Here is a 15,977-nt window from a genome sequence, read left to right as displayed (position 1 = left end):
GGACAATCAAATGAACAAGATGACGCGGGTCATGCTCATGGTGAGCGCCGGGATCATGACGGGCCTCGGCCCAATCGCTGTGCCTGCTGTAGCCCAGGATAGCACCGTGGAGCGCCCGATGGCGGATGCGCCCTACTGGAACGCGTCGCTGCCCGTTGAGGATCGCGTCGCGGATCTCCTCGCGCGGATGACGGCCGAAGAGAAGATGGCCCAGATGATCAGCACCTGGACCAACAAGGAAGAGATTCAGCGGGAAGATACGTTCTTCGACCCCGCCGCCGCCAGCGAACGCTATCCGCACGGCCTGGGCTTCTTCACGCGGCCTTCGGACTTGCGCGGGCCCGGCAGTCCGCGCCTGAACACGCCGCGCTCGATCGAGGAAAGCATTCGCTACATCAACGCGGTGCAGCGTTGGGCGCGGGAAGAGACCCGCCTTGGCATTCCCGTGCTGGCGCACGAGGAATCGCTGCACGGCCTGGCCGCACTCAACGCCACCAGCTTCCCCCAATCGATAGGGCTCGCCTCGACCTGGAATACGGACCTCGTTCGCGAGGTGAACGATTATATCGCCAGCGAGGTGCGCGCGCGCGGCGTCCACCAGGTCCTCTCCCCGGTGGTGGACGTCGCGCGCGATCCGCGCTGGGGCCGGATCGAGGAAACGTTCGGCGAGGATCCCTTCCTCGTGGGCGAGATGGGCGTTGCTGCGGTCGAGGGGCTGCAGGGCGTGGGCACCGATCCGCGCCTTCGCGAAGGCCAGGTTCTGGCCACTCTCAAGCACATGACGGGCCACGGACAGCCGGAAAGCGGCACCAATGTCGGCCCCGCCCAGATTTCCGAACGCACGCTGCGGGAAATGTTCTTCCCGCCCTTCAAGGAAGTCATCGACCGCACGGCCATCGCCGCCGTCATGGCGAGCTACAACGAGATCGACGGTATCCCGAGCCATTCAAGCACCTGGCTGCTGGAAGACGTCCTCCGCGACGAATGGGGATATGACGGCGCGGTCGTGTCCGACTATTTCGCCATCGAGGAGATGGTCTCGCGGCACCTGATTGCCGAAGACATTCCCGCCGCCGCCGTGCTGGCCATGAATGCGGGCGTGGACATCGATTTCCCGGACGGCGTTTCGTATCGCAACCTGCCGCAACTGCTGGCAGATGGCCGGGTGACCATGGACCAGATCGACACGGCCGTCGAACGCATCCTGACGCTCAAGTTCAATGCCGGGCTGTTCGAAGATCCCTTCGTAACCGACACGGGTCCGGCGCTGGCCTCGAACACCGAGCAGGGCATCGCACTTGCGCGCACCGCTGCGGAACAGTCGCTGGTCCTGCTCAAGAACGACGGCGTGCTTCCCCTGTCGCTGCCCGCGGAAGGCGCGGATCGACCCACGATCGCGGTCATCGGCCCCAATTCCGACGTGGCTCGCCTTGGTGGCTATTACGGAATTCCCCGCGACACCGTCACCCCGCTGGAGGGTATCCGCGATCTGGTGGGTGACCGGGCGGACGTCGTCCACGCCACCGGCGTTCGCATCACCGAGAACGACGACTGGTGGGCCGACGAGGTGGAACTGGTCGATCCGGAAGAGAACCGCCGCCTGATTGCCGAGGCCGTCGAAGTCGCCCGCGATGCCGACACCATCATCCTGTTCGTCGGCGACACCGAGCAGACCAGCAGGGAAGGCTGGGCCGAGGAACACCTGGGCGACCGCACCAGTCTGGACCTGGTGGGCGAGCAGAACGAACTGTTCGAAGCCATGCGCGCTCTCGGGAAACCGCTGGTCACCGTACTAGTCAACGGTCGTCCGCCCAGCTATCCCGCCGTGGCCGAAGGGGCCGATGCCATTCTCGAAACGTGGTATGCTGGCGAGCAGCAGGGCAATGCCATTGCCGATGCGCTGTTCGGCCGCATCAATCCGGGCGGCAAGCTGCCGGTGACGGTGGCCCGCAACGTTGGCCAGGTTCCCAATTTCTACAACTACAAGCCCAGCGCGCGGCGCGGCTACCTGTTCTCAGACGTAACCCCGCTCTATCCCTTCGGATACGGGCTTTCCTACACCGATTTCGAATTCGGTGCTCCCGTCCTTTCCGCCCAGACCATCCGGCCTGGCGAAGGTGTTACCGTGCGCGTGCCGGTCGCCAACGTGGGAGACATGGCGGGCGACGAGGTGGTGCAGGTCTACCTGCGCGACCAGGTCAGCTCGGTCACGCGTCCGGTGAAGGAACTCGTCGGCTTCCAGCGCGTGACCCTGCAGCCGGGTGAAACCCGCGAGGTCGATATCGCCATCAGGCCCGATGCCTTCGCGCTCTGGGACCGCGACATGCAGCGTAGGGTGGAGCCGGGCGCATTCACCATCATGGTCGGCCCCAATTCGCAGGACCTGCAGGAAACCGAACTGGTGGTGAGCGAGTGAGCATGAACCGTCGCAGCGCGCTGCGCCTGCTGGGGGGAGGTAGTTTGTCCGCCCTCGCGGTGGCGCAAAGCCCCCTCGCCTTTGCCCAGGCCGCCCCGCTCTACAAGGATGCCCGCGCGCCCATTCCGGCCCGCGTGGCGGACTTGCTGGCACGCATGACCCTGGCGGAAAAGATCGCGCAGATCCGTACTGCCTGGGTCGGCAAGGGGGACATGATCGACCAACTGGACTTCGTGCCGGAGCGCGCGAGCCAGGCTTTCCCCGATGGCATAGGCCACGTCACCCGTCCTTCGGACAAGCGCGGCGTGCCCGGGATCACCGGGGCTGCGGGCGGCACCGCCGCGCGCTGGCGCACGCCTGCCCAGACCGTCGAATTCATCAACGCCCTGCAACGCTGGGCGCTGGAAGACACGCGGCTGGGAATCCCCGTGCTCCTGCACGAGGAATCCCTTCACGGGTACATGGCCACGGAGGCGACCATGTTCCCGCAGGCGCTCGCCATGGCGGGAACGTTCGATACCGACCTGATGCGCCGCGTGCAGTCAGTCACCGCGCGGGAAGTGCGTGCCCGCGGCGTGCCGCTGGTGCTCAGCCCCGTGGTCGATATCGTGCGCGACCCGCGTTGGGGCCGCATCGAGGAATGCTGGGGGGAAGACCCCTACCTCACTGCCGAAATGGGCGTCGCCGCCGTCGAGGGCCTGCAAGGACCGGGCAAGTTCGAGCGGCTGCGGGACGGCAAGGTCTTCGCCACGCTCAAGCACATGACCGGTCACGGTCAGCCGGAGGCGGGCAACAATATCTCTCCCGCCCAGGTTGCCGAGCGCGAACTGCGCGAGAACTTCTTCCCACCCTTCCGCGAGATCGTGCGGCGCACCTCGGTTGGCGCAGTGATGCCCAGCTATAACGAGATCGACGGCATCCCCAGCCATGCCAACACGTGGCTGCTCGGCGACGTGCTGCGAGGCGAATGGGGCTTCGACGGCGTGATCGTCAGCGATTACGGCGGCGTCCGCGAACTCGCAACCTTGCACCACGTGGCCGAAGACCTGGAGGACGCCGCGCACCAGGCGCTGCTGGCGGGTGTCGACAGCGAACTGCCTGAAGGAACCGCCTTCGCCACGCTTGAAGAGGCCGTTGCCGCCGGACGCATTCCGATCGAGCTGATCGACCGCGCTTGTTCGCGGATGCTGACGCTGAAGTTCCGGGCGGGTCTTTTCGAGAATCCTTTCGGCGACATCGAGCTTGCTCAGCGCATCACCGGCAATGCCGAGGCCCGCGCACTGGCGCTGGAAGCCGCGCGCAAGAGCATGTGCCTGCTGACCAACAAGGATGGCACGCTGCCATTGTCGGAGAGCACGATGGGGCGCGTTGCCGTGATCGGCCCGAACCACGCGATTGCTCGCCTTGGCGGCTATTCCAGCGTTCCGAAGCAGACGATCAGCCTGATCGAAGGCCTGCGACAGGTTGCTCCCGCAGCCGATTTCGTCACGGCCCAGGGCGTCTTCATCACCACCAGCGAGGATCGTTCGCAGGACATCATCGAACTGGCACCGCGTGAACGCAATCTCGAGCTGATCGAGGAAGCGGTGGAAGTGGCGCGCGGCGCCGACACCATCGTCGTGGCGATCGGCGATACCGAACAGACCAGCCGCGAAGGCTTCGCTGCAAACCACCTGGGCGACCGCACCGATGTGGATATCGTCGGCGAGCAGAACGAACTGGTCGACGCGCTGGCGGCGCTGGGTAAGCCGCTTGTCGTGTGCGCGATCAATGGCCGCCCGCCAAGCTGGCCCAACGTCGTCGAGCAAGCCGATGCCGTTCTGGAATGCTGGTATCCCGGCCAGGAGGGCGGCGTGGCCATGGCCGAGGCGCTTCTCGGCAAGATCAATCCCGGCGCGAAGCTGGCGGTTTCCGTCGTGCGAAACGAGGGTCAGGTTCCCTATTTCTACAATCACAAGCCCAGCGCCCTGCGCGGCTACCTGTTCGACGAGAAGACGCCCCTGTTCCCCTTCGGACACGGGCTGAGCTATACCAGCTTCACCATATCGGAGCCCCGTCCCGCAAGGCAGCAGTTTGCTCCAGATGAACCCATCACCGTCGACGTCGATGTTGCCAACACTGGCCCTGTGGCCGGCGACGAAGTCGTTCAGCTCTATGTCACGCGAACGGCGGCATCGGTGACGCAGCCCGTGCTCGAACTGAAGGGTTTTGAGCGGGTCACGCTTTCTCCCGGCGAGACGAGAACCGTGCGTTTCGTGATCGAACCGCGAAAGCTGGCGATCTGGAACAGGGACATGGTGGAAGAGAACGAGCGGGGGCCGGTAACGCTCTCGGTAGGCAACAGCAGCGCTTCGTTGAAGAGTACAGCGGTGGAGATTTCCTGAACATGACGCAATTCACCATCAGTCGCCGCGCGGCGATGCTCGGCCTGGCAGCTTTGCCGCTGGCGGGATGCGGATCGGATGGCGGCGCTCTCATGGCGCCGGTATCGTCGCCGTTGCCGGATCCTGCCGTTCCGCCAGGACCTGCACCGGGCCCGGGCCTTAACGCCATCGCGCAGACCCGTGGCCGGTATTTCGGCAGTGCCATTGCTTCCACGCCGGGACAGACGGAGGCGGGCTCCATCCAGAACCCGCGATATACCGAGATCGTGAAAGCCGAGTGCGGCATGGTCGTCCCCGAAAACGAGATGAAGTGGCAGGCCACGCGCCCGGGTCCCGACAGTTACGATTTTGCGCGGATGGACAGCATTGTGGACTGGGCACGGGAAAACGACCTTGCCGTGCGCGGCCACACGCTGTTGTGGCACCGCCCGCAGTGGTTTCCCGATTGGCTCAACAATCACGACTTCGGGGCAAACCCGGTTGCCGAAGCGGAACGTCTGCTGACCGAACATATTCGCACGGTGACCGACCGCTACCGCGGCGTCATCAGCAGCTACGACGTGGTGAACGAAGCGATCGACCACGATCGCAACGCCCCGATCGAGACGAGCCTCAGCCGGGCGATGGGCAGCCCCGAGGCGGTCCTCGATCTCGCCTTTCACACGGCACGCGAGCAACTGCCTGACGGCCAGCTGGTCTATAACGACTACATGAGCTGGGAACCTGCTCACCTCGAACACTGCGCCGATGTGCTGCGCCTGCTCGAAGGTTTCCGCCGTCGCGACGTGCCGGTGGATGCCCTGGGTATCCAGTCGCATATCGAGATGTTCTCGATCGACCCCGCGACCGGCGTCGGCCCTTATGCCGAGCGGCAATGGCGCAACTTTCTCGATGAAGTCGTGGGCATGGGCTATCGCCTGCTGATCACGGAATTCGACGTGAAGGACACCGCCCTTCCAGCGGATCTGGCGACCCGCGACGAGAAGGTGGCCGACTTCACGCGCCGCTATTTCGATCTCATGCTCGATTACGATGATCACCTGGACGACGTGCTTGCATGGGGCATGGTCGACAGGTTCAACTGGCTCCAGTACTTCGACCCGGCCAAGCGCGATGACGGCCTGGAGGTGCGCGGAACGCCTTACGATTCGAGCTACCGGCCGAAGCTGATGCGCACGGCTCTCGCGCAGACGCTCGGCTAGATCGCCGCTCATTCCTGATTTGGTGGGGGCCCTCGCCGACCTCCGCCTTCCTCATGCCTGCTATTCCGGGCGCCCGTTCTTGGTCGGCAATGTCATTGCCGCTCTGAACGGGCGCTCGCCATCCACTGCGTCCGCCTCGGAGTGCTCTAATCCGGATACGAAAAAGGCCGCCATGCCGGTGGGCATGGCGGCCTCGAGGTTGAGGAGCTTTTATCGTTCTAGAAATTGCCCCGGATGATGAACGAGAACCTCCGGTCGTTCATGAAGAACGAACGCGGCACCAGCTGATCCGGATCACCCGAATAGGCCTGTGACGTCTCGGTCACTTCGTTGAGCAGGTTCACTGCCTGGACGCCGATCCTGACCCCACCGGGCAGATCAAACGCATCGCTGACATTGAAGAACAGCGAGGCATCGAGCTGGCCCGTCGGCTCGTTGAAGATCGAGTAGTATGGGAAGATCACGTCCGAAGCGGTCAACAGGAAGCGCGACCGCCAGTTGTACGCGCCGCGCAGCGAGATCGGCCCTTTTTCGTAGAACGCCGTCACGTTGAAGTTGTGCTTGGACAATTGCTCGAGAGGCAGGTTGCCTGGTGCGACGGTGGATTCGTTCACGGGCGCGCCGGTGTTGAGGAACGTGTTCGGCAGGCCCGAGCTATCGATGTAGGTGTAGTTGGCCTGGACCCCGAACCCGTCGAATGGCGCTGGCAGGAAGTCGTAGGTCTGCTGATAGGCAAGCTCGAAGCCCTTGATCTTGCCAGTCCCATCGAAGTTCGCCGGACCACGTACAAGCACGTTTCGCGTTATGCCGTTGCTCGTGATGTCGCGACTGGTGATGTCCTGGAAGAAGAAGTTGCTCACTTCCTTGTAGAAGCCGTTGAGCGTCAGCGAACCGACCTGGGCGAAATACCATTCCAGGCTCGCATCGAACTGCCATGCCGTCGCCGGCAGGAGGAACGGGTTGCCAGCCGTGGCGGTGAGTTCACCGCTTGTGCCGAGCCCGATCGTCAGGAAGTTCCGGATGTAGGAGTTTTCCGGCCGGGTGAGGACCTTCGAACCCGCGAGGCGGAAGATCAGGTCGTCGGTAAGCCCAAAACGCATGTTCAGGCTTGGCAGGAAGTAATCGTAGGTGTGGTCCGCCGTGTTGGGGACCGTTACCCCGTCGCCTGCGAAAGTCTGAAGTTCGGCGTAGGCCGTCGGACCCAGGAGACAGACGCCACCCGGTGTCTGCGGCGGAGTGCCCGGCGGGGAGTTCGGCGGAACAACGGCCTGACACCGCACCGAGTAGGGATCGGCAATGTTGAGCGCAGCCGTGCTGGGCACACCGATCGAACCCCCGGAGGTAAGATCCGTGTTGACGTAGCGAACCCCGATATTGCCGGCAAAACGGATGTCGCCGAACAAGGTGTCACTGCCGAAGTCCAGCTGCAGGTAGGCCGCCGTGTCGGTCTGCTGCACGGGCTGGATATCGGCGGGCAGATACGGCGAGCCCGAAATCGTGCCCGGTCGCTGGGACAGGGGATTCCAGGTCGGCGCCCCGCCGAACTGAGTGGAATAGAGGTTCTGGATCGACTGGAAGAACTCTACCGACTCCTGGTAGTCGTCGATCAGATTGCCGGAGTAGTAGAAGGCTCCCGGAGGCCCGGGGACTTCGCCGCGGAAGAAGTTCGGGAACTCGTAGCGCTCCGAATTTCCGACGTCGTCGAAGTTGACCGGACGCTGGCCGGACCAGGTCTCGCTCAGCATGCCCCAGTTGTAGGTCGTGTAGCGGACGGTCTGGTCGCGATCCTGGTAGCGCGCACCGAACTTGATGCGGCGCAGGAAGGCGTACTCGTCCAGTTCGTACTGCAGGTCTGCCGCGAGGGCGGACTGATCGCCTTCGCTGTCCTCGATGTGATCCATCGCGGCGCGCCAGAACTGGAAGCGCGGATCGGTGAAATATTCCTGCTCGGTCGCACCGCCCAGTTCCGGGCTCGGAGCCGACCAGGTGTAACCCAGGAACTGCGGCTTGTGCGGAATGATGACGGGATAGTCGCCCGTGAGGTCCAGCTCCTGGTCGGCGAAGGTCGATCCGAAGACGCTGAAGTCCAGGTTCTGCTTGCGCGACGTGGCGTAGTGGGCATCGAATTCCGCGGTGAGCCGGTCGGTCAGTTCCATCCGCATGTTGAGGCTGTAGTCTTCGTTGGTAACCTCGTCATCGACTTCGCGGCGAGCCAGCGACTGCTGCAGGCCGCCGATCGGCACGTACGGAGACGTGCCGTCGTTGACGGCACCGCGCCAGCCGTTGGACGCGTTGACGATGTAGCCCGACTGGAAGACGTTGCGCTCGTCGTAGACGTAGTCGGTGAAGCTGCCGACAGGACATTGCGCCCGCGCCGTCGGATCGCCCAGCGTGCCATCGGCGTTGACGATGTTGGGACCGGCCTCGTTCTGCTGACAGCCGATCGGATAGGTGGAATACTCCGCGAGATCCGGCGCGGTTTCGTAGGTGTACTCACCCCAGCGGTTGGTCGAGTGCGAGCGAATGAATTCCGCCGTCATCAGGAACCGCTCATCGATCGACTCGAACTGCGCGGAGACGGCAAAACCGTCACGCTTGCGGTTGAAATCCTGCGTACGGAACTGCCCGCCAACGGGCGCCACGCGGAACTGGGCATAGTCGGCAAAGCCGTCTGCGCCGGCCGAACCGAAATTGCCGCACATCGCCCCGCCCGGCGGCAGGGTCTGGGTGTCGTCCGAACTCGGAAGCGGATTGCGGCAGACCTGAACACCGTCGGTGTTCGCGGCGTTCACGAGAATGCCGTCACGCGTCTGGTAGTTGGCGACCTGCAGGCCGTCGGCCCGGGCCTTGATCTGCGAATAGGAACCGCTGACGAGGATGCCGAACCGGCCGATCTCGGTGTCCCAGGTATTGCTGAGAAGAAGCGAGCCCGTCGGGGTCCATTCCTCGCTGAAGTCGCCGTAGTTCGCCTCCAGGCTGAAACCGACGTGGAAGCCGTCACGATCGAAAGGCTTGCGGGTGTTGAGGTTCACCGTGCCGGCAAGGCCGCCCTCGATCATCTCGGCGGTGGCGTTCTTGCTGATGATGACCGAGCCGAGCAGTTCGGACGGCACGTCGGCAAAGTTCAGTGCCTGCCCGCCCACACCTGCGGCGAAGGCAGTGCGTCCGTTGAATTCCGAACGGACGAAGTTGAGGCCGCGCACGACGACGCCCGAACCCTCGACCGAGAAGTGATCGGGATCGTTGGAACCGGCGAAGCGGTTGATGGCGATGCCGGGAACACGCTGAAGAGCTTCGGTCACGGAACGGTCGGGCAGCGCACCGATGTCTTCCGCGGTGATCGCGTCGACCACGGTATCGGCGTCGCGCTTCAGATCCTGGGAGTTCGCCAGCGACTGACGAATACCGCTCACGACGATGACATTGTCATCCACCACGGTCGGCTCGGCGCCTTGCTCGCGCTCGCCCGCATCATCGATTTCGGTAGTCTGGGGCCGGTCCTGCGCCCAGGCTCCTTGCGAGGCAAGCAGGCCGCCCAGCGCCAGTGACGACGCCCCAACCCTCAGCCAATTTCGGAAATCAACCAGTTCACGCTCAGCACGCGCACCGTCCAGCGTTACCGCCTTCATCACAGGCACCCTCCCACATGTTAGCGCTACCAAATTCGAGTGCAGCGCATGCTTTTATTATTTCGAATGCATATCGGGCGAAACTTGCCTTGGCAAGGGGGCTATTGAAGGATTAGCACAGGGATTGTTACACTTTGGCATCAGTCGGAAGGCGGGACAGAGCAATGGCTCAACCTAGTGGTATCGTTACCGCGAGCAGAATCGAGAGAGTGGTGATTGTCGGCGGGGGAACCGCGGGCTGGATGGCGGCGGCGGCAATGTCGCGGTTCTTCAACGATGGGCGGCGCAGCATCACGGTCGTCGAGTCGGAAGCTATCGGAACGGTCGGAGTGGGGGAAGCCACCATTCCTCCAATCCGCAATTTCAACGCCATGCTCGACATTCCCGAGAACGAGTTCCTGAAGGCCACGAAGGGCACCTTCAAACTGGGCATCGAATTCGTCGACTGGGGCCGCCTCGGCGATCGCTACTTCCATCCCTTCGGCGAATACGGCCACGAATTTCACGGCATCGCATTTCACCAGCTCTACCTTCGCGAGTTATCGCAGTCGGGGGATGCCGCCGGGGACATCAGTTCCTATTCGATGAGCTGCATGGCTGCCCGGATGCGGCGGTTCGGGCGACCTTCCAGCACAGCCCAGAGCGCGGTTTCCGAGATCAACTACGCTTTCCACTTCGAGGCCAGCCTTTACGCGGCCTACCTTCGCAAGCTGGCGGAGCGGCAGGGCACGGTCCGCAAGGAAGGGCGTATCGTGCGATCCCGTCGCAACGGGGAAACCGGCAATATAGAGTCGGTCGAACTCGAAGACGGTTCGATAGTCGGGGGCGACCTCTTCATCGATTGCTCGGGCTTTCGCGGCCTGCTGATCGAGGACGAACTGGAAACCGGCTACGAGGACTGGAGCCACTGGCTTCCGGTCGATCGCGCAATTGCCGTGCCGACCGCCAACCTGGGGACACCCGACCCCTTCACGCGCGCCACCGCGCGCAGTGCAGGCTGGCAATGGCGAATTCCGCTTCAGCACAGGACGGGCAACGGCCACGTGTTCTGCAGCGAATACCTGGAGGAAAGCGAGGCCTGCGACATCCTGCTGGCGAATGTCGAAGGCGAAGTCCTCGCGCAGCCGCGCACCCTGCGCTTCACCACCGGAATGCGCAAACGCGCCTGGAACCACAACGTCGTTTCGCTGGGGCTGTCGTCTGGCTTCATCGAGCCGCTGGAATCCACCAGCATTCACCTGATCCAGAACGGAATAGCGCGGCTGTTCGCTCTCTTCCCGGATAACCCGATCAGCCCGCTGGAGCGCGACGAATACAATCGAGGCATGCGCGAACTCTACGAGGACGTGCGGGATTTCATCATCCTGCACTACAAGGCCACACAGCGCGACGACACGCCCTTCTGGCGATACGTGCGCGACATGGAAGTGCCGGAATCGCTCTCGCGCAAGATCGACCTGTGGCGCCTTCACGGGCGCGTGTTCAGGGAAAACGCCGAACTGTTTGCCCAGCCCAGCTGGATTGCCGTAATGCTGGGGCAGAACATCAAGCCCAGCGCATACGATCCCATCGCCGACACGCTGGATCCGGACAAGGTGCGCCACGCCATGCGGCAGATGCAGGAAAACTATCGCAGGACGGCGGAACAGCTGCCGACGCAGGAAGATTTCCTGCGCCGCGCGGGGGCCTGGTACGAGGAACGGTCCGTTCCCGATTTTGCATTCCCGAGCCAGGCGTGAACGGGGAACCGATCCGCAAGATCGTGATCGTCGGCGGGGGCACCGCCGGCTGGATGGCTGCTGCCGCGATCTCGAAGATTCTCGGCGCATTTCCCGGCCTTTCTATCCAGCTGGTGGAAAGCGAAGCCATCGGCACGGTCGGCGTTGGCGAGGCGACGATCCCGCAGATACTCTCCTTCAACAACCTGCTGGAGATCGACGAGAACGAATTCGTGCGCGAGACCCACGCAACCTACAAGCTGGGGATCGAATTCGTCGACTGGCTCCGGCCCGGCCATTCGTACGTCCATCCGTTCGGCAAGTACGGCCTGGACATGCTGGGCATCGAGTTCCACCACTTCTGGCTCCGCGGACGCGACCTGGGCGAGAGGGACAAACTCGACAGGTACTCTATCGGGACGATGGCGGGTAAGGCGGGAAAATTCTTCTGGCCGCAGCTCGACAATCCTCGCTCGCCGCTTTCGAAACTCTCCTACGCCTTTCAGTTCGATGCCAGCCGCTACGCCCGCTACTTGCGACGCCGTGCCGAGCAGCAGGGGGTGTTGCGCCGTGAAGGGAAAGTCGTGGAGGTTCTGCAGGACGGCGAAAGCGGCTTCGTAACCGCGATCAAGCTGGAAGACGGCACGCAGATCGAGGGCGAACTGTTCATCGACTGCTCGGGGTTCCGCTCGCTGTTACTGGGTCAGACGCTAGGCGTTGCGTTTCACGACTGGAGCAAATGGCTGCCGTGCGACCGCGCGGTGGCCGTCCCGTGCACGCTGGCCGGCGACCGTCAGCCTCTGACGCGTTCCACTGCGCGCTCCGCTGGCTGGCAATGGCGAATTCCCCTGCAGCACCGGATCGGCAACGGGCACGTCTATTCCTCCGCCCACATGAAGGAGGATGAGGCGACCGAGCTGCTTCTGGCCAATCTCGACGGCACTCCCTTCGCCGATCCGAACCAGCTGCGCTTCACCGCAGGGTATCGCGAAAGGATGTGGGAGAAGAACGTCGTGGCGCTGGGGCTTGCGGCAGGCTTCCTCGAACCGCTGGAATCGACGGCCATCCATCTCGTGCAATCGTCGATCGCCCGGCTCATGGCCTATTTCCCCACCACGGCCTTCGGCGAACAGGAGATCGCGCAGTTCAATCGTGCGACGATCCGCGAATACGTCGATATTCGCGATTTCCTGGTGCTCCACTACAAGGCGACCGAACGGGAGGACAGCGAGTTCTGGCGGTATTGCAAGCATCTCGATCCACCTGACGGCCTCTCTGAAAAGCTGGCTGTCTATCAGGGGTCGGGCCGGGTGATCCGCGAGCACGAGGAGCTGTTCACCGAGACGAGCTGGCTATCCGTAATGGCGGGCCAGGGAATCGAGGCAAAGGGCCATCATCCCGTGGCCATGCTCCTGGACGAAGCGGAGACCAGGGAGCGGCTGGGCCATATCAGGCAGGTGCTTGCCCAGGCCGTGTCCCAGATGCCTTCTCAGGATGAATTCCTGGCCCAGCAGGGAAGTGCCATACCGGCCGCCGAACAGATCTTGTCGTGAAAACCGGCCGGTCGGGCGAAGTGACCGACCGCATCCGATGGCTTCTCCGGTCTATCTTGCGCCGGGCTGAAGCACCGAGGCCATCCATTGATCGTAAGGCGGTGCGAAAGACAGTGCAGCCTTTGCCCGCGCTTCGAATTCAGCCTGTGCAGCTTCGGTTTCACCTGATCCGGATTGACGGTGCTGCGCCGGTATTCCCCTGTCGAACCCGAGTGCGCCGAGCAGGGCCATTCTCTCCTGCTTCAGGAAAGGCGATTCCTCGCGGAAGGGAAGACGCCCGCGCCTGGTGTACTGATCGAGCGCGGTCTGCACCGAGGCAGGCGCGGCGGCACCGGGGAATACCCTGCTCGCACGCGGAGCCGTGTAATGGAGCGCGAGAACTTCGCGCACGCTATCGAACATCATCGCGGCCCGTCGGTTGTACTCGGCACGCTCCAGCGGTTCGATTTCGCGGCCTGGCAGCATCTCGAGCAGGAGGTCGATCTGCCGATGGGCGAGATCGAGAGGCAGACCGGCGAGCGGCTCGAACCGGGCGGCGGCGTCGCCCAGGGCCACGACGTTCCCGGACCAGGGCTGCTTCAGACACGTCGGCGTGACTGGGATGGCGGCGACGGGCTCTGCGCCCAGGGCGCGAACAGCGTCCTCCTCGCTCGTACCTTCGCCGATTGCCAGGGCCATCTGCAAGCCGTCACGCCCGGCGAGTTCGGAAAGCCATCCTTCCGGCAGCAACGAGACACGGTCTTCCAGTGCCAGCATGGCCTGCCCGGGGCGGGCTACCAGCACGCGGCGAACCGGCAGCGTGCCCGTCCACTCGTCCAGCGAGAAATCGGGCAGAGCAGAAGCAAGCACGGCCGCAGTGCCGCTGCAGTCGACGAAGAAGTCCGCCTCGATCCGCCCCTGCCCTTCGATGACCACGGCGGCAATCCCGCCCTGTCCATCGCGCTCCACCGCTTCCACCATACCTTGCACGTGACTGATCCGGGACTGCTGGGCGAGGTCGATCAGCAGGTCCCGATAGGCCGGCGGGTTCCAGCGCAGGGCGTATTCGATCTGGGAAAGCGGCGTGTCGCTGTCCGGCGGAGGCGGGGCGAAGCGCCCGGCATCGACCAGTACTTCCGCCAGCGAAGCCGCCTGGCGCCTTTCGCTGACGTTGCGCGGTCCCCTGCCCCATTCCTGCGCGAAACGGGTCTGCAGGGCCGCGTCGGACGCATCGCCATATGTGGCAACCCCGTGCTGGTTCTCGCCGCCCCAGCCGAAATAGCGGGTCGCCAGTCGATAGCTTCCTCCGGCCGCCAGGACGATGCGGGATTCGTCGATCCCCAGCCGATCGTGCAGCTTGTTGGTGAACGGCAGCGCCGTCGCGGCATGATCGGCGAACGCGGCGGGGTCTGGGGCGAGACCGATGATGACCACCTCGCACCGGGGCAGGGCCCGGCGCAGGCCGATGGCGGCCAGGATGCCCACCTGCCCTCCCCCTGCAACGACGATGCGCCGCAATTGTTCGCGCGGAACGCTCATGCCGGCTCGGCCAGCCTGGCGCTCTCTCGGTTGAGAAAATCGACATGGGCCGGCATCCTCGAAACGAGAGACGCGATTTCCTCCCGCAGGCGATTGGCCGCCGCCTCCAGCTGTCCGGGCTGGACAAGCGCGGCGCGCGTATCGTGCCGCTCGGGAAGACAGCCCTGGCCGAGATAGACCGCAATCCAGCTGGCGTCGTAGAAGAGGCCGTCGGAATATTTCTCTATGCGCCCGGTCCGCCGCCACAGTTCCATCTTGGCGGCGAGGCTGTCGGGCACCGTCATCGTGCGCACGTGGTTCCAGAATTCGGAATCGTCGCGCGTCGTGGCGTGATAGTGCAGGATCAGGAAGTCGCGAACCCGGTCGTATTCCATGTCGACCAGGCGATTGAACTCGTCGCGGTCCGCAGGCTCGATATCGCCTTCCGGAAACAGTTCGATAAGATAGGTGATGGCCATCTGCGCGAGGTAGATCGATGTGGATTCCAGCGGTTCGAGAAAGCCACTGGCCAGGCCGACCGCGATGACGTTGTGGCTCCAGCTGCGCGATCGCCTGCCGGGCCGGAAACGCAGGACGCGCGGATCGGCAAGCGGCTCTCCCTCTGCAGCCGTGCGAATGGCTTCGCAGGCCACGTCCTCGTCGACAAACGCGCTGGAGAAGACGTAGCCGTTGCCCATGCGGTGCTGCAGCGGGATCTGCCAGCGCCATCCCGCCGGCATGGCCGTGGCCGTGGTATAGGGCCGGATATCGTCAGTGGCATGGGTGCATGGCATGGCCGCCGCGCGATCGCATGGCAGCCAGTGGCTCCAGTCTTCCCACTCGACGCCCAGTTCCTGGCCCAGCAGCAGCGAGCGAAAGCCGGAACAATCGACGAAGAGATCGCCCTCGATGCGGCGGCCGTCCTTCAGGACCAGTGCAGTGACGTTCCCGCTGTCACCGTCGCGTTCGACCCCTGTGACCAGACCTTCATGACGGGTGACCCCGATGGAGATTCCGAATTCGCGCATGAAGGGGCCGAAAAGGGTCGCGTCGAACTGGTAGGCATAGCCGTAGGACGAGGCGAGCGACATGTCTTCGCTCGGCGGCGTGAAGCGATTGGCGAGCGCCGCTGCCACGCAAAGCGAATAGTCCCCGATGGGACCGGTCCTGCCGAGGCGTTGCAGTTCCAGCCAGAAGTGGTGGAAGCCGACGCCCGCCACTTCCTCCCCGAACGATCCGAAGGGATGGATGTAGCTTTCGCCAATGCGACCGAAATCGCGGAAATCGATCCCCAGCTTGTAGGTCGCATGGGTCGCCTTCATGAACTCGGCCTCGGATATGCCGAGCCTTTCCACGAACCCGCGAATATGCGGCAAGGTCGCCTCGCCGACGCCGATGATGCCGATATCCTCGCTTTCGACCAGGTCGACGGTGACTTGCCCGGACAGCATCCGCGCAAGTCCCGCCGCTGTCATCCACCCGGCCGTTCCGCCGCCGACGATCACCACGCGCCTGGGTTTCGCTCCGAACTCGCTCATCGCCACAGCCTAGGCAATTCGGGATCGCACGGCAAAGCCG

The 15,977-nt window shown here is 63.8% G+C and carries 8 protein-coding genes; 5 read left to right on the top strand and 3 right to left on the bottom strand.

The genetic code is table 11. From position 1 onward, the window contains the following. Positions 1-10: 10 nt before the first annotated feature. The 3 genes from AAA989_RS10955 to AAA989_RS10945 are packed head-to-tail and all read left to right on the top strand — an operon-like array spanning position 11 to position 6,002. A complete protein-coding gene (locus AAA989_RS10955) occupies positions 11-2,416 on the top strand; it encodes a glycoside hydrolase family 3 N-terminal domain-containing protein (RefSeq protein WP_434781444.1) in 2,406 nt (801 codons plus the stop codon). 2 nt (positions 2,417-2,418) lie between these two features. After that, positions 2,419-4,800 (top strand): glycoside hydrolase family 3 N-terminal domain-containing protein, encoded by a 2,382-nt coding sequence (locus AAA989_RS10950; protein WP_338243494.1) that lies wholly within the window; start codon positions 2,419-2,421, stop codon positions 4,798-4,800. A 2-nt stretch (positions 4,801-4,802) separates the two neighbouring features. Further along, positions 4,803-6,002, top strand: a complete 1,200-nt coding sequence (locus AAA989_RS10945) for an endo-1,4-beta-xylanase (RefSeq protein ID WP_338243492.1) — start codon at positions 4,803-4,805, stop codon at positions 6,000-6,002. A 218-nt stretch (positions 6,003-6,220) separates the two neighbouring features. On the opposite strand, the gene AAA989_RS10940 is transcribed toward AAA989_RS10945, so the two are convergent. Beyond that, positions 6,221-9,631, bottom strand: coding sequence for a TonB-dependent receptor (locus AAA989_RS10940; RefSeq protein ID WP_338245509.1), 3,411 nt, complete (start codon positions 9,629-9,631; stop codon positions 6,221-6,223). Positions 9,632-9,795: 164 nt separating this feature from the next. On the opposite strand from AAA989_RS10940, the gene AAA989_RS10935 reads away from it, so the two are divergent. Together AAA989_RS10935 and AAA989_RS10930 are read left to right on the top strand one after the other, a co-directional pair. Further along, positions 9,796-11,370 carry a tryptophan halogenase family protein gene (locus tag AAA989_RS10935; protein WP_338243490.1) on the top strand — a complete coding sequence of 525 codons (1,575 nt, stop codon included), beginning with the start codon at positions 9,796-9,798 and terminating at the stop codon, positions 11,368-11,370. After that, positions 11,367-12,902, top strand: a complete 1,536-nt coding sequence (locus AAA989_RS10930; RefSeq protein ID WP_338243489.1) for a tryptophan halogenase family protein — start codon at positions 11,367-11,369, stop codon at positions 12,900-12,902. The genes AAA989_RS10935 and AAA989_RS10930 overlap by 4 nt, the downstream gene beginning before the upstream one ends. A gap of 51 nt (positions 12,903-12,953) precedes the next feature. Here the strand turns inward: AAA989_RS10930 and AAA989_RS10925 are convergent, their stop codons facing one another. Together AAA989_RS10925 and AAA989_RS10920 are read right to left on the bottom strand one after the other, a co-directional pair. Further along, on the bottom strand, positions 12,954-14,420 hold the full coding sequence (locus AAA989_RS10925; protein WP_338243487.1) for a tryptophan 7-halogenase: 1,467 nt from the start codon (positions 14,418-14,420) through the stop codon (positions 12,954-12,956). Beyond that, positions 14,417-15,937 (bottom strand): tryptophan halogenase family protein, encoded by a 1,521-nt coding sequence (locus AAA989_RS10920; protein WP_338243485.1) that lies wholly within the window; start codon positions 15,935-15,937, stop codon positions 14,417-14,419. Before AAA989_RS10920 ends, AAA989_RS10925 begins: the two co-directional genes overlap by 4 nt. Between the last annotated feature and the right edge of the window lie 40 nt (positions 15,938-15,977).

The sequence above is a fragment of the Aurantiacibacter hainanensis genome, from assembly GCF_036321025.1.
Classification (GTDB): domain Bacteria; phylum Pseudomonadota; class Alphaproteobacteria; order Sphingomonadales; family Sphingomonadaceae; genus Alteraurantiacibacter; species Alteraurantiacibacter hainanensis.
The sequence above is the reverse complement of the archived record's forward strand: the minus strand, read 5'-3'. Positions and strand labels throughout refer to the sequence as shown.

Coding starts and splice junctions, on each gene's coding strand:
- AAA989_RS10955 (WP_434781444.1), top strand. CDS start 11: ATGAACAAGATGACGCGGGTCATGCTCATGGTGAGCGCCGGGATCATG.
- AAA989_RS10950 (WP_338243494.1), top strand. CDS start 2,419: ATGAACCGTCGCAGCGCGCTGCGCCTGCTGGGGGGAGGTAGTTTGTCC.
- AAA989_RS10945 (WP_338243492.1), top strand. CDS start 4,803: ATGACGCAATTCACCATCAGTCGCCGCGCGGCGATGCTCGGCCTGGCA.
- AAA989_RS10940 (WP_338245509.1), bottom strand. CDS start 9,631: ATGAAGGCGGTAACGCTGGACGGTGCGCGTGCTGAGCGTGAACTGGTT.
- AAA989_RS10935 (WP_338243490.1), top strand. CDS start 9,796: ATGGCTCAACCTAGTGGTATCGTTACCGCGAGCAGAATCGAGAGAGTG.
- AAA989_RS10925 (WP_338243487.1), bottom strand. CDS start 14,420: ATGAGCGTTCCGCGCGAACAATTGCGGCGCATCGTCGTTGCAGGGGGA.
- AAA989_RS10920 (WP_338243485.1), bottom strand. CDS start 15,937: ATGAGCGAGTTCGGAGCGAAACCCAGGCGCGTGGTGATCGTCGGCGGC.